The sequence below is a fragment of the Corynebacterium sp. TUM25020 genome, assembly GCF_056388495.1.
This window is the reverse complement of sequence record NZ_JBWJFG010000004.1, coordinates 213771-228246: the sequence shown is the minus strand read 5'-3', so window position 1 is coordinate 228246 and position 14476 is coordinate 213771. Positions and strand designations below refer to the sequence as shown.

General features: G+C 56.2%; 11 protein-coding genes and 1 tRNA gene. 7 read left to right on the top strand and 5 right to left on the bottom strand.

Going from position 1 to position 14476, the window contains the following annotated elements:
• The first annotated feature begins 163 nt into the window (after positions 1-163).
• A complete protein-coding gene (locus AC05K6_RS06920) occupies positions 164-1060 on the top strand; it encodes a DUF368 domain-containing protein (protein ID WP_476728153.1) in 897 nt (298 codons plus the stop codon).
• On the opposite strand, the gene polA is transcribed toward AC05K6_RS06920, so the two are convergent.
• Complete coding sequence (gene polA, locus AC05K6_RS06915) at positions 1057-3636, bottom strand: DNA polymerase I (RefSeq protein WP_476728152.1); 2580 nt, start codon at positions 3634-3636, stop codon at positions 1057-1059. The genes AC05K6_RS06920 and polA overlap by 4 nt on opposite strands.
• 75 nt (positions 3637-3711) lie before the next feature.
• Here polA and AC05K6_RS06910 point away from each other — a divergent pair.
• Positions 3712-3785: transfer RNA gene (locus tag AC05K6_RS06910), tRNA-Leu, on the top strand.
• Positions 3786-3969: 184 nt separating this feature from the next.
• On the opposite strand, the gene AC05K6_RS06905 is transcribed toward AC05K6_RS06910, so the two are convergent.
• Positions 3970-4281: a hypothetical protein gene (locus AC05K6_RS06905; protein WP_293792362.1), complete on the bottom strand. Its 312-nt coding sequence runs from the start codon at positions 4279-4281 to the stop codon at positions 3970-3972.
• Positions 4282-4427: 146 nt separating this feature from the next.
• On the opposite strand from AC05K6_RS06905, the gene AC05K6_RS06900 reads away from it, so the two are divergent.
• Together AC05K6_RS06900 and rhuM are read left to right on the top strand one after the other, a co-directional pair.
• Positions 4428-4940, top strand: coding sequence for a helix-turn-helix domain-containing protein (locus tag AC05K6_RS06900; protein WP_293792361.1), 513 nt, complete (start codon positions 4428-4430; stop codon positions 4938-4940).
• A 46-nt stretch (positions 4941-4986) separates the two neighbouring features.
• Entirely contained in the window at positions 4987-6042 is a 1056-nt protein-coding gene (gene rhuM, locus AC05K6_RS06895; RefSeq protein ID WP_293792360.1) for a RhuM family protein, read from the top strand.
• 1574 nt (positions 6043-7616) lie between these two features.
• Here rhuM and AC05K6_RS06890 read toward each other — a convergent pair.
• The 3 genes from AC05K6_RS06890 to AC05K6_RS06880 form a co-directional block, all read right to left on the bottom strand.
• Complete coding sequence (locus tag AC05K6_RS06890; RefSeq protein WP_476728164.1) at positions 7617-8300, bottom strand: ATP-binding cassette domain-containing protein; 684 nt, start codon at positions 8298-8300, stop codon at positions 7617-7619.
• Positions 8301-8391: 91 nt separating this feature from the next.
• On the bottom strand, positions 8392-9057 hold the full coding sequence (locus AC05K6_RS06885) for a response regulator transcription factor (protein ID WP_293791265.1): 666 nt from the start codon (positions 9055-9057) through the stop codon (positions 8392-8394).
• The gene (locus AC05K6_RS06880; RefSeq protein ID WP_293791266.1) at positions 9054-9848 is read right to left on the bottom strand and encodes a sensor histidine kinase; all 795 of its coding nucleotides are present in this window, start codon (positions 9846-9848) and stop codon (positions 9054-9056) included. The genes AC05K6_RS06885 and AC05K6_RS06880 overlap by 4 nt, the downstream gene beginning before the upstream one ends.
• 914 nt (positions 9849-10762) lie before the next feature.
• On the opposite strand from AC05K6_RS06880, the gene AC05K6_RS06875 reads away from it, so the two are divergent.
• The 3 genes from AC05K6_RS06875 to AC05K6_RS06865 all read left to right on the top strand — a co-directional run bounded on the left by AC05K6_RS06875 (position 10763) and on the right by AC05K6_RS06865 (position 14470).
• Positions 10763-11029, top strand: a complete 267-nt coding sequence (locus AC05K6_RS06875) for a hypothetical protein (RefSeq protein WP_293791267.1) — start codon at positions 10763-10765, stop codon at positions 11027-11029.
• Positions 11030-11988: 959 nt separating this feature from the next.
• A complete protein-coding gene (locus AC05K6_RS06870) occupies positions 11989-12909 on the top strand; it encodes an ECF transporter S component (protein WP_293791268.1) in 921 nt (306 codons plus the stop codon).
• Positions 12910-13051: 142 nt separating this feature from the next.
• Positions 13052-14470, top strand: coding sequence for a PepSY-associated TM helix domain-containing protein (locus AC05K6_RS06865; RefSeq protein WP_476728151.1), 1419 nt, complete (start codon positions 13052-13054; stop codon positions 14468-14470).
• The last annotated feature ends 6 nt before the right edge of the window (positions 14471-14476 follow it).

Here is a 14476-nt window from a genome sequence, read left to right as displayed (position 1 = left end):
TGGCGGGAACCCCTAAGACGCTCACACTAGGGCGTCACAAAGTCTAAAAAAGAGGGCGCACAACGCGCATAACGCTACACGACCACAGTGAACAGCGCAAACATGGCGTTTTGGCCGCGCGTTAGGCGGGAGCTATTGAGGGCGTCCAGTACGATGGTGCGCGATGAAGGCAATACAAATATTAGTGAACATGGTCCGTGGCGGTTTGATCGGCATGGCCGAGCTGGTGCCCGGCGTATCGGGCGGAACAATTGCACTAGTTACTGGCGTGTACGAGCGCGTCTTACACCAGGCGAACTTGTTCTTGGACGCCACGAAGCAGCTTCTCAAGGATAGGAAGGCTGCGTTTGCCCAGTACAAGGCTTTGGATTGGATGCTCTTGCTGCCGATGTTGGTGGGTATGGGCGCCGTTGTCCTCTCCCTGGCCGGAGTAATGGAGAGCTTCGTGACCGACAAGCCCATCCATGCGCGGGCACTGTTCTTCGGCATGGTGCTGATCTCTCTGACCGTCCCGATTGGCATGACCGATAAGGAGGATGTGCGGCGACGCCTGCCAATGGCGATCCTCGGAATGGTTGTGGCGGCAGTGGCGACATTCTTCCTGACCGGCCTAACCAGCGCGCCGCAGTCCGACCCGAACCTTTTGTGGGTGTTCGTGGCCGCGGCGATCGCGGTGTCTGCGTTGGTGCTACCGGGCGTTTCGGGTTCTTTCTTCCTGCTGGCAGTGGGATTGTACTCCGCGACTATGGCTGCTGTGGACGATAGAAACCTGCTGTACCTGGGCGTGTTCTTCCTCGGTGCGCTGACAGGCATCACGTGCTTTGTGCGTCTGCTGGAGTACCTACTGCACACTCACCGCACCATCACCCTATTTGTGATGACGGGGCTGATGATTGGTTCCCTTCGCGCACTCTGGCCGTGGCAGGATGGCGACGCCAACCTGCAGGCACCCGGCGAGAACCTGGGCGCAGCCCTCGGGCTGTTCGTTCTCGGCGCAGCCATCGTGGGGGCGATGCTGGTAGCCGAGAAGGTCGCCGGCGCAAAGGCTGAAGCCAACTAGTGCGCAGCTAGATCCCAGTTATCTCCTGTGCCGGCAGAGACATCCAAAGGCACGCGCAGCTGGGCGGCTGCATCCATTTCCCGCTCCACGAGCTCGGTCATCTGCTCCAGCTCGCCAGGGGCAACTTCCACAACGAGTTCGTCGTGGACCTGCAGCAGCACGCGGGAGTTCAGCTGCTGCCGTGCAATCTCCCGATCCACACGCAGCATAGCCAGCTTGATAATGTCCGCCGCCGTACCCTGAATCGGTGCGTTAAGGGCGGCACGCTCAGCATTCTCACGAGCCACCCGGTTCGATGAGTTGAGCTCCGGCAGATACCGACGACGCCCGTAGAGGGTTTCCGTATAGCCGGTTTCCTTGGCGACCTCCACCACGTGATCCAGGTAGCGCTTTACACCGCCGAATCGCTCGAAGTAGTTATCCATGATCTTCTTCGCCTCCCCTGCGCTGATTTTCAGCTGCTGGGAAAGGCCGAAAGCGGATAGACCGTAGACCAGGCCGTAACTCAGCGCCTTGACGCGGCGGCGTAGTTCCGGGGTGACCTCATCGACAGGCACGTCGAACACGCGCGAGCCGACGTAGTTGTGCAGATCCTCACCGCTGGCATAGGCCTCGATGAGCCCCGCATCTTCGGATAGGTGCGCCATGACGCGCATTTCGATCTGGGAATAGTCGGCGGTCAGCAATGTTTCGTAGCCCTCCCCGACTTGGAATGCGGCACGGATCTTACGGCCTGCGTCTGTGCGCACGGGGATGTTCTGCAGGTTCGGGTCGGAGGACGAGAGTCGACCGGTCGCCGCACCCTTTTGGTTGAAGGTGGTGTGAATGCGCCCGTCGTCACCCACCGCCTCGATCAGCCCGTCGATGGTGGACTTCATCTTTTGGTATTCGCGGTGGGCCATCAAGTGCCCCAGGAATGGGTGGTTCGACTGTACCGCAAGCTTTTCCAGCTCGGCAGCAGCGGTGGAATAGCCAGTCTTGGTCTTTTTGGTTTTCGGTAGATCGAAGGTCTCGAAGAGGACCTTCTGCAGCTGCTTCGGGGAGGAAAGGTTCAGCTCCGGCTCCCCTGCCAGTTCGCGGGCTGCGGCGACCTCCTCGTTCAGGCGTGTGCCGTAGTCATCGGAGAGTTCTTGCAGCGCTGCGTCATCCACAGCAATGCCTGCGTGCTCCATCTTCGCCAGAATCAGCGCCAGGGGAACCTCCAAGTCGAAATACAACTCGGACTGTCCGGCCTCTTCGATCTCTGGAGTGAGGGCCTTCACCAGTTCCGCCACGGCCTGGGCTCGGTCGGTGCCGGTGGCATTGTCAGATAATTCGTGCCCCACGTGTCGCTGCACCACGTCCGCAAGACCGAGAGTGCGCACGTCGGGGCGCAGCAAATAAGCTGCAAGTGATGTGTCATGCTCCACTCCGTCAAGCTTTAAGCCTTGATTTTGGAGTGTATGGAAGGCTTGCTTGGAATCGTGCAGCCACTTTGTGGCCTCCGGATTGGCCAGCCACTCCGACAGGGCTTTCTCATCCTTCGGATCCACGTCCGCCAGGTCGATGAGCACTGCAACGTTGTCCTGATCCAGCAGAGTCAATTGCTCGCCGTCAACATCGACCACCGTGCCACGGGCACGCTTCTTAAGCCACGCCCCCAGCTTCCCAGCCTTGGGTTCCTCCACAGTCACGGGCACAGCTGCGCTGTCGGCGAACTCCACGCCCATGATCTTGAACGTCCTATTGCGAAGTCCCGTGCCAAACTGCAGCTCCTCGAACATGCCCAGCGCTTCGTTGGGATCGATGTCTCGGGGGCTAAGGGCGTCCATACCATCGACGAGCTTTAGATCCCGCACCATTTCCGTAATGTCGCGCGCCAGCACCACATTGTCGATGTTCTCCCGCAGGCTAGTGCCGACCTTGCCGCCGATGTCGTCCATGTTGTCGATCACGCCCTGCAGACTGCCGTACTTCGCGATCCACTTTTGCGCCGTCTTCGGGCCGACTCCAGGTACGCCGGGCATGTTGTCGGAAGTATCACCGCGCAGCGCCGCGAGATCTGGGTACTGGGTGGGGGTCACGCCGTATTTTTCCTCCACGGCCTGCGGAGTAAAGCGGTGCAGATTGGAGACGCCCTTCAGCGTGTACAGCACCGTCACATCCTCAGTGACCAACTGCAAAGAGTCACGGTCACCAGTACAGATCAGTACCTCCATGCCTTCCTTGGCGCCCTCGGTAGCCAAGGTGGCAATAATATCGTCGGCCTCGTAGGACTCTTTATCGAGGGTTGTGACGCCCAACGCTTCAAGAGTGCGGCGGATCAGCTCAATCTGACCTTTGAACTCCGGCGGCGTACTCGGACGCTGTGCCTTGTACTCCGGGAAGGATTCCTCGCGGAATGTCGGCCCGGACAGGTCAAAAGCGGCGGCGACATGGGTGGGCTTCTCCTTATCCATAAGAGTAAGGAACATGCCCAGGAAGCCATAGACCGCGTTTGTGTGCTGGCCACCGACCGTGGAGAAGTTGGCGGCGGGTAGCGCATAGAAGGCGCGGAAAGCCAGCGAATGACCGTCGAGGAGTAAGAGTTTAGCCATGCGACCAACTTTAACGGAGGGCGGTTTTGGTTGGCTCGAGCACCGTGGCGTATTATGCACCGGTAAGCACTTCGCGCCCCAGTAGCCCAATTGGCAGAGGCAACGGATTCAAAACCCGTCCAGTGTGAGTTCGAGTCTCACCTGGGGCACAAATTCACCCCCGCTTCCGACCAGCATAAACCCTGGTGAGGCGGGGGTTTTACTTTTTTGACCACCCCCGCCAGTTAAGCCTATTTAAGCCTGTTTTAGTCCCTATTGTCGTGGAATTGTCGTGGCGAAAACGTTCCACACAAACACAAAAAGACCCCTATCACGGGAGCGAAATGCTCAACCTTAATGAGGGTCAGGTGGGGTGCCGGGAATCATGAGGGAGGGCAGCTTCCAGCCATACTCCGTGTGCATGAGGCTCACCCGGTGCGCCCAGCTAGTCGAGTAAACGATATATCCCTTAGCTTCCTCGAATTCTTCGCGGGTTGCTGCTTCGCGCCTGCGTGCGTCCTTTCGCTCCGCGTCGAAATCGGCGCACACTTCTTCTACCTGGGAATTCAGCGACTCGATACGCCCCTTGAGGTGCCTTACGGTCGCTTCCTCTAGCGCGCGCTCACGATCGATCTCACCAAGACCGATAGGAAGAATCCCTATCAACCCCCTTTTGTAGCGCCCTATGCGAATAAATCTACTCACTTCCAGAAGATTGAGTAAGTAATTTCACACTTAGAAGAAGTATATTTCACAAAAGAGCAGGAAAGGCACCCATTGAAGGGTAGAAGATTACCCAGTAAGCTTGAGGCATGGCTCAAGAAATCGAATGGTTTAGCTCAATGGCAAGTCGCCGAGTGACCGTCACCGAAGTCGCTCAACACCTAGACGTATCCAGGAAGACCGCCACCAACCGCCTAGAAGCTGGGCTATCCGCAGATGACCTAATCGCGATTTCTCGCGCACTCAGCCTTTCACCGATTCACGCGCTCGTCGAGCTAGGCGCGATTACCCACGAAGAAGCATTTGATTTCGTCGATGTCAACGGCCAACTACTCCACACAGCTAGCCCCAAACAGCTTGTTTATCGGCTTGCCGAAGACGTACTCAGCCCCGCCGACAAAGTAGAGCTGGGAGGCGCAGCTCGAGAATTCATCGAACGCGAACTAGAGAACCGCACTTTCCCCTCTTCAGAATCGAACGTTCGACAACTTCATCCACACCCCAGTGTCGAACGCGATACCTACAATTCAGGCATGCCGGACGACGCAGTAGCCGACATTTCCCCAGAAGTAGGAGGCACCCCAGATGACTACGAACACTAAACACGCCATTTAACCACCCAAAGCACACCAGAAAACACATATAGGCATGAACTCTCAACCAGAAATTCACCACGACAAACTCGGCGAATTCATCATCTACAACACCGACGACGGAAAAACCGAAGTCCAACTCCGCCTCATCGACGAAACTGTGTGGATGACTCAAGCCGAAATGGCCGAACTATTCGATGTCTCCCGATCCAGCATCAGCGAACACACCAAACACCTATTCAATTCAGGCGAGTTAGACCGCAAAGAGGTTGTTCGGAAATTCCGAAAGGAGGCAGGCCAAGGAGCACAAGGTAGGCACCTCGACCACTACAACCTCGACGCCATCATGGCCGTAGGCTTCCGCATCCGCGGCCCACGCGGCGCACAGTTCCGCCGATGGGCCACAGACGTCCTCACCGAATACCTCATCAAAGGCTTCGTACTTAACGACGAAAAGCTCAAAGACCCCCGCGGCACGGACTACTTCAACGACCTGCTCGCACGGATCCGGGACATCCGATCCAGCGAAGCTCGCCTCTACCTTCACCTCCGCGACATCATCGCCCTGGCCGACGACTACAACCCAGAAAACCCCCACACCCGGTACATCTACGCAACCATTCAAGACAAGTTGCACTACGCAATCACCGGCAACACCGCATCTGAGATCATCGCGACCCGTTGTGACCCCAAAGCAGACAACCTAGGCCTCGCAACGTGGAGGGGCAGTAAAGTCCGCAGGAGCGATGTCACCACAGCTAAGAACTACCTAACGGAACCCGAGTTGAAACACCTCAATCTTCTGGTTTCCCAGTTCCTCGAATACGCACAACTGCAGGCTGAAAGCCGTCGGGTAGTGCACATGTCTGATTGGCTGGACAAGACTGACCGGTTCATCGAGTTCAACGAGCGCGAACCACTCGAGGACCACGGGCGTATAACCCGCAAGCGAGCCAACCAACTCGCTGTCAAACGTTACGACCTGTACAACCAGAAGAGGTTCACGGCAGAAGAAGAACCGCTCGACTCTGAATTCATCGAAAGAATGAAAGAACTCGACAGTCAACTCATTGAAGACCGTAAACGCTTAGCCCCACGCACAAAGAACTAACTCATGACCTCGATCCATGATTTACACGACATGGCCTACCTCATGGGCGTGGAGCTACGTCACCACCACGGTCCCATTACCTGAGGTAGGAACCAAACCCAGGACGCTTCACTTCAGCGCGTGGAAAACGTTCTTAGAGGTCATTTTTCTCTAACCTCCTGCTTAGCTGGATCCAAGCTATAGCTACAAGAATTATCCCTAGAGGTAGGGCCACAAAGAAGCGCACTGCGCTGGTAGCGATGACTGGCCAAGCGGGTAGAGCGACTGCCCACAGTGCTGAGTCCGCGAGCACGTCACCGCCAATGGTGGCGGAGAAAATCGTGAGGATAATGCTAAGCGCAAGCGTCACTGCTGTTCCCCAGCGAACCATACACAATAGTGCTACCAGGAAGACGAGGAGTGTTGTCACAAGAGCCAGCGTTGCGCTTCTTACAGTTAACCCGAGTAGCCATCCCAAACCAACCACCGCTGTCACAATGAGCGCGCAGGATGTTAAGAGGTAATGCGTGATGCGTGGTTGTTCAGTACGCAGGAGAGCCCAAGTAGGTTGGAGTATCGGCCAAATCAGAACTGCAAGAAGCGAGGCCCCTAAAGGCAAAAGCCCAAAAACAAACCATCCCTGAACATATTCGGCTGGGTAAATCCAGGCAATCATGACACTTAGTACTGTAGAAAGTACCAAACAAGTACTCACACCTGGGTGCATCAGAACAGGAAACAAAGCCCTAAAGGTACGACGCGGACCGGCGTCTTTTCGCTGAAGTACAGCGGGAATGTGGGATAGTCTAGAGACTTTCGAAAGGGTAGCCTTACGGGATCCGCGCGGGCGCTGGGGCGATACGAACACAGCAACGCAGCCTGCGCCGATTACAAGGAGAACGCAAAGAACAAGTGGGGGCCACATACTTGCGGATGACAAAGTCGCGCCGTTCTCTAGAGGCGTGGCATTGGTGTGTACTCCAATAATTGGTAGAAGAAGGCGCATGGGCCAAGCCATTGGAAGGATCCACCACCGAGGGCCTTCTACAACGGAGGGGATAATGCTTAATCCTTGCCATACTACAGACACGACCAGGGCAGAAACGGTCCCCCAGCGCCGGGCGATTGCAGCACTGAAGCCAGCCACAGCGATCATTGCGAACCAGCAGAAAGCGCCGATCAAGAGGATGAGTGGGGCGTCTTTAAAGGCCCCCAGAGCACTCAATCCAAAGTTGATAAGGCAAAACATCCCAATCGATGCGCAAACTACTACGAATCTTGCGAACCGCAGACGATTAGTGCTGATTCTGCGGTAGGTGACGCCACCATTGCGTGCGGACTTTTCACGTGCTTCCGCAGTGGATGCGAATACTGCTGCAAGAGGGGCGAGCAGCCCAGTGACAAAAATTGCCTGCCATAGGAGGACAGTGGAGCGCTCTTGTGAAGTGTTACCAGTGACTCGAGCCAGATTAAAAGTGAGCAGTGCGAGGGGAACCCCAAGCAGAGGCAGCCATTGTAAAGCAGAATGGCGAGCGCGAGTAACCTCGCTTCGTAGATAGTTAAAGAAGGGAAATGAAGATGAAGGTCGCTGGACTCTAGTCATGGGAACCCTCCAGCGTTGAAATGCGGAAAAATTCTTCCTCAAGGTTTCCATCTGGAGCCAGTTCCTCAAGCGGTCCACAGTAACTGATACGGCCTGCGGCAAGAATAGCGACCTCATCAGCAAGGTGAAGAACTTCACCAAGCTGGTGTGAACTTACGATCACAAGTCGTCCATCACGGGCCCATGAGCGTAGTAGTTTGCGTAGCTGCGCTATGCCTTGTGGATCAAGCCCATTATGTGGTTCGTCTAAGATGAGGATTTCCGGATCTCCCAGGATTGCTTGTGCTAACGCTAAGCGGGCACGCATACCCGTGGAAAACGTTTTTACCTTCGCTCGGTTATGCACGTCTAAGCCAACAACTTGCAGTGCACGCTCGGCTTCTGCGCGGGAAAGTCCAAGTAGTCGCGTATGTACGAGGAGGTTATCTAGGGCGCTCAAGTGCTCATACAGAGCAGGCTCATTAATGCTCGCACCAATATGCCCCGTGTGTGAGACGCGGCCCGTGGCTGGGGTGATGATGCCGACCATAGTGGAAAGCAACGTGGACTTTCCGACACCATTTCTACCGAGCAGGGCAAAGACTTTGCCGCCGCGCAGCTCGAGTGAAATGTCACGGAGAATGGGGGTGGACCCGTACCCTGCAGCCACATGCGAAAGTGATAGGACAGGACGAATGAGGGGCGTGTTGTTACTCATAAGCCTTATGATGCGCTCTCTTGGAGCGGACCACATCGGAGTGGCGGAGGGAAAACTAGGATCTTTCTTCCTACCGCGGTAGGAGGCCTGCCTTCTGGGCTGTAAGCACGAGAGCTACTCGATCTCGGGCGGCTAGCTTGTTCATCAGTGCCGAAATGTGTGATTTGACGGTGGTAGGGGCGATAAAGAGAGACTCCGCAATTTCTTTGTTTGTGGCGCCTGTAACTACTAGTTTGAGGACGTCTAACTCTCGGGAAGTAATTTGTGCGATTCCTTGGCGCTGAGTCGCGCTGAGCTCATTGCTTTCGCTAATGGCTGCTCTACAAATTTCAAGCACCCCGCCCGTGACTGCACTCGCTAAGACAGATTCGCCACGGGCGACACAACGAACCGATTCACATAGTTGATCAGGGTTAGTGTCTTTGAGGAGGAAGCCATGAACGCCGGCGTCGAGTGCTTCACGGACCAATGTGTCATCACTAAACGTGGTAAGCATGATAATCCGTATTTGAGGGTGGCCTTCCCGTATCAAGCGTGCGGCTGAAATGCCGTCTACCCCGGGCATCCGGATATCAAGGATTGCAACGTCGATGCTGTGCTCACGGCAGGCTGCCACAGCGGCGCGGCCATTTTCTGCGGTGCTGACCACATTGATGCCGTGTTGCGCATTGAGAATTGTCGACAATGCCGTGACAAGTAGTTCTTGATCGTCAGCAAGGAGAACTCGGATGGTCATGGAAGAGCTCCTGTTGGGAGTGTGGCACTGAGCCGGAATTGATGGGCATTACCCGAAGAAGTTACAGTGCCGCCAAGAGATTCAGCACGCTCGTGTAAGCCCGTTAGGCCAGTGCCAGTGCCTTGCGGAGTACTGGTGGCAGGGTGTGCAGTGTCGGAGTCAATCTCTATGAGTACTTGAGGGGTGTAGGCGATGTGAAGTCGAACCCTAGTCTCGGCACCTTGGTGCCGCAAGACGTTGGTCAAACCCTCTGAGACAATGCGTATCACAGCTAATTGTGTCAGTGCTGGTAGCGGGGGTACGGGCGGAGGGGCGATCTCGGTTGTTATGAACAAACCGGCTTCACTAAAGCTAGAAACAAGCTCGGGGAGATCATCCAGTTGCTGGGTGGGATGGCAGCCAGCGGAGGAGTCTGTGTCCTCCGAGTTGCGAAGTGCATGGACGATGGCGCGGACATCGCCGAGCGCTGTATCTGCAGTATCGCGCACCCCAAGGAGAGCTTCGCGGGCGGATTGCAGATCCTCCCTTGATGCGACCAACCCTGCATTGGCTTGTACCTTGAGTAGCGTGAGTGAATGTGCAAGCACATCGTGAAGCTCGCGCGCGATGAGTAAACGTTCTTCTCTATGAGCCGCTGCCTCGCGAGCACATCGTTCTTCTTCTCGTCGGCGGATATGCCGGGCAGCGCTAAAGACTGTGCCCAGTAACAACCAATGGAAGCTGATACCGAAAAGCAACTGGATCCCTGAGCGGTAATGCAAGGAAAAATCTTTGGCATTAATGCTCCACATTACGGGCGAGAGAAAGCTAGCAATGAGCATTATTGCGCACATGACGATACCGGTTCTGTGACGAGTGCTGTACCGGGTAGTGCCATAAACCGCCAGAGGAGCAACTAATAGCCACGGTGAGTATCCGGTATTGATCGGTAGCGCGAGAAGCCACGTTATACTCCAACCAGCCAAGCAAACTGTGAGCCAAATTGCACTGGTAGTGGGGCGCGTGCGCCACCATACAAGTCCGGGAATGAATGCCCACGACAGCGCTGCTTGCGCTAATCCTATGGCTGAAGAAGCATTCAAAGAATAGAAAAATGCGAGAGCTATGCCAACGCTAGCGAGCACGATATCGCCTGCACGCGGCTGCGTCCAAAAGAGCGCGCGACGCGGTGTTTCGGACTGTGACATGTATGTGAACATACCAGTAAGCTTCGCTATCTAGGCGGGGGGTAAGTTCGGGGGGCCGGCTCCAGCGCGCAGACTTTTGCGCACGATCGCCACCGAGGTGGATTGCGAGTCGTGTCGCGAACTGGCAGGTGAGCACCGAGTTTGCTTCAGAAGAAGAGGAGCGCGTCGCCGCCTCTACAGCGCTATGGTGCCAGCGACATTAGTGACCAAACGCAGATCGTTGAGCAGCAAACAGTTCGATGACATCGTTGACGGCTGGAAGACCGGCAGTGAGCGAAATGTCAGTGATCTGTTCGAGTGACAGTTTGTGTCACTTGGCTTACTCAACGCACTGCTAGGCACGTTCAAGCAGCTAGAAGAAGGCTTTACCGGAGAGGTTGACGCCCACGATGCTTGGAGGAGGTAGTGCTCCTCATGCACGGACACACAGGAGACCCTCGACTGCCTCGGGCGTGCGCGTCCGTAGCGCCACACGACCCGGTAATCTCGATCCGTATAGCGCGACGAGGCTATCAAACGTGACGAACCCGCCCAACTTCGATGACCTTGTAGCTGCGGAGTCTAAGGTGACAGAGAAAAGTGCGTTTGTCCACCGGATTGAATACCGTACCCATGCCACAAAGAAGTTTCCCGCGAAGTTCGGATGTGATAAGGGCGAGCCCTCCAGATTCGTTCACAAGATATTCCACGATGAGGCAGAACCGGGTTTTACCGGCGAGGAGGAACAGACTGTGGTGCTCCCCTACGACCCAACCAGAAGCCACAAACAGGTCAGGATTCACTGAGTCAAGGAGCGCGGGTTGGTCCGCCAGATCTCAATCCAAGAGGCCCACCCCGACCCGTCGAAAGAAAGCCTTAAGGACATCCTTGTTCTTAACCGTGAACGATCTACGAAGCTGGTCGAACTTTGCAAGTAGATTGACCTGCTACCAATTGAAGGACAAACCATCTCTCGCATCGACGACGAGATACCATCTTTGATACTCAACGACCAAAGTGCGCTTCAACGCATCTATGACCGTGACCCGGAGACAATCCGAGTACTGGTAGAGGCAGGACACCACGTCAGCCGAAATTAAGGAGCTTAAGCACCGCCGAGACGTCGTTGAAACCATGCAACTTTAGCTCGATTCCTCCGACGCTTTTACAGAGGTGGCAGCCCAAGCCCAAGAGACAGTGCGGGCAGCAATAAATAGCCTGTCTAGCTGGGTGTACGAGAAGGTTGCTTAAGGTGGCACGACCGGTGGCGGTGCGTACTTGGTTGAACCACGGTCATTTTTGATTATCGGCTCCACAGGCGAGCACCGAAGCTCTGACGGAATCCGGATAGACAATAAGTTCCGCAGTATTGAAAGTTTCCGCTCCAATGCTAGGGGCGTTACGAACCGACGTGCGAAACGGTATTCACTACGTGGAGGACATTTTCACGGACCGGCTATAGCCAGGTTTGGAACTACTTCGCATTCGGGATGGTCAAGGAATTTTCCGCCCCCAGACACCCGCTGTTGAGGAAAATCCTTGGCAGCGGGTTTGCTTATCCATACCGCGTTCGTGGCCACGCTCATGTCCCTAGGCTCAGCATCTGAAGTATCGGCGTCAACGCCCCAAAAGCCACCCCCCGACATTCCGAGAATCGGCCACAACAAGCCGGACCCCCGGGCGTCCGTTAGTATGAATCGCAAAGAAAATTCGCAGCCTTGCCTGAAAGGCCGCTAAGCACCTTATTTGTGACGCTAGGAGAACCATGACGGAAGAGAACTTCGGTTCAAACGATCCTGTGAACCCCGCCAACAACGGCGCACAGCAGCCCGAGCAGCCTCAGGCGCAGGCGCAGGGCAATTGGAACCAGAACCCGAACCCGTACGGCCAGCCTAACCAGGCACCGCAGCAGGACTGGAACCAGCAGGCTGCGCCTCAGCAGGGACAGAACGCATACGGCGCCCCGCAGAACGGCCAGAACGGCTACCAGAACAACTTCCAGAACCAGCAGGGATTCAACGGACAGAACGGCCAGGCAGGCCAGTTCGACATCAAGCAGTACCTGGACTTCTCCAACAAGTCCGTGCTGTGGATGGTCTGCGCAGCCGGTGCCGCTCTGATCAGCCTCATTGGCAGCTTCATGCCGTGGGGTAAAGTCACTGTTCCTTTCTATGGAACCATCACAGTCTCCGGTACTGACGGCGATGGCATGCTCACGATGTTCCTTTCCCTGATCCTGATCGGTGGAATCGCTGCCTACCTGTTTGTAGAAAAGCTCACCAAGATGTGGTGGCGCGGCATCCCAGTGATCGCCATCGGTGCCGTTCTGCTGCTGATTTCAGTAATGGATTGGACCGATATCGGTTCCAAGGCAGGCCAAGTGGACAAGGACGTCGCCCAAGTGAGCGTGGGTGCCGGTCTGATTTTGATCCTCCTCGCTTCCATTGCAATCATCGCCTTTGGTGTTCTGACGCTGCTTAACGACAGGAAGAATTCTCCAGCAGTCCAGCAGGCAGGCTTCGGCCAGCCCCAGCAGGGCTACGGCCAGCCCCAGCAGGGCTACGGTCAGTCCCAGCAGGGCTACGGCCAGCAGCCGCAGAACAACTTCGACCAGAACAACAACTACGGTCAGCCACAGCAGAACGGCTTCGACCAGAACAACTTCGGTCAGCAGAACCCGCAATAAGCTTTAGCTTTAGCTTTAGCCGGAAAACTCCCGCGCCTCTCTTCGCAGAAGGCAGCGGGAGTTTTTGTTTCTTTACCCCCGCATTCCCCCAATGCAGGCCCCTATTGGGAACCGATCCCGGTAGACATTCGACTAATGAGTCATGTCTCGCAGAATCATTCGCAGAGTCCACACTCTCGCCGGACTCTTTATCGCACCTCTTATCCTCGTAGCCACGCTATCGGGCTTCTTCTACGCGCTCGCGCCCACCATCGAAAGCTGGGTCTATGACGCCGAACTGACAGCCACCTCAACCAGTCCAGCACAACCCGTAGCTAAGCAGATCGAGGCTGCCAAGCGCATCCATCCGGACTTGGACGTCGCGAAGGTACAAATCTCCGACAAGGAAGGTAAGACCACTCGTGTGCTCTTTGCCGACCCGGAACTCCCCTCCGAAAGCTACACCCACGCGGTGTTCGTCGACCCGGGTGATCTCCATGTCACAGGCGAACTCGTGCAGTACGGAAGCGCCGCTGCCCTACCTTTCCGTTCCTGGCTTTCCGAAGGCCACCGAAACCTGTGGCTGGACGAGCCCGGGCGCATCTACTCCGAAACCGCAGCTACCTGGCTGGGTCCGATGGCCGTCACTGGCGTGGCGATGTGGTGGATCATGCGCAAGCAGAAGAACCAACGCAAGCCCAAAAAGAAGTCCCGTCGTGAAGCCATGAAGCGCCACACTCTCATCGGCCTCGTCGCAGCCCCAGGCCTGATCTTCCTGTGCGTCTCTGGCCTCACGTGGTCCCACTTTGCAGGAGATAACATCGCTACTGTCCGCGAACAGCTGAACTGGATGACTCCCAAGCCCAATACCACCATCGGTGGCGAGCCAAGTGCGGACGGCGACTCCGGTCATGGCGACCACGCAGGTCACGCAGGTCACGGTGATCACGGCGGAAGCGCCCACACCGACGCAGATGCCACACCGGTCAATACAGACAACGCAGACACCGTTTTGCAGGTTGGTCGCAATGAAGGCCTCACCGGAACGCTGCAGTTGGAGCCTCCGAGCAAGGTTGGCCAGGCATGGACCGTCAGCGAACCACGCCAGGCATACAAGATGTACAACGATGCCATCACCGTAGACGGAGATACCGGCGCCGTCGTTGACCGCCTGCCCTTTAAGTCGTGGCCGATTGCAGCACAGCTGACCAGCTGGATTATTCAGCTACACATGGGCACACTGTTCGGATTGGTCAGCCAGATCGCACTCGCGTTGCTGGCACTCGGCATTGGTGCGCTTGTTGTGTACGGCTACATCATGTGGTGGCGTCGCCGCGGTGGAAAGAACACCGGCAACCGCGTCGACCTCAGCTCCCTTACTTGGATGCACTGGCTGACATTGGCCGTCCTGCTCGGTGGATACAGCGTGGTCGCTCCCCTATTTGCTGTCAGCGGTGCCATCCTCTTCGTCCTTGCCTGGGCTTTGGACTTCCGTGCAGGAAACAAGCGCGATAGCAAGCCCCGGATTTCCGCAGACCTAGACGGCGAAAAACAAGAGCCCGTTTCGGTCGAAAGCCATTAAAGAATA

Coding starts and splice junctions, on each gene's coding strand:
- AC05K6_RS06865 (WP_476728151.1), top strand. CDS start 13,052: ATGTCTCGCAGAATCATTCGCAGAGTCCACACTCTCGCCGGACTCTTT.
- rhuM (WP_293792360.1), top strand. CDS start 4,987: ATGAACTCTCAACCAGAAATTCACCACGACAAACTCGGCGAATTCATC.
- AC05K6_RS06900 (WP_293792361.1), top strand. CDS start 4,428: ATGGCTCAAGAAATCGAATGGTTTAGCTCAATGGCAAGTCGCCGAGTG.
- AC05K6_RS06880 (WP_293791266.1), bottom strand. CDS start 9,848: ATGTGGAGCATTAATGCCAAAGATTTTTCCTTGCATTACCGCTCAGGG.
- AC05K6_RS06885 (WP_293791265.1), bottom strand. CDS start 9,057: ATGACCATCCGAGTTCTCCTTGCTGACGATCAAGAACTACTTGTCACG.
- AC05K6_RS06920 (WP_476728153.1), top strand. CDS start 164: ATGAAGGCAATACAAATATTAGTGAACATGGTCCGTGGCGGTTTGATC.
- polA (WP_476728152.1), bottom strand. CDS start 3,636: ATGGCTAAACTCTTACTCCTCGACGGTCATTCGCTGGCTTTCCGCGCC.
- AC05K6_RS06870 (WP_293791268.1), top strand. CDS start 11,989: ATGACGGAAGAGAACTTCGGTTCAAACGATCCTGTGAACCCCGCCAAC.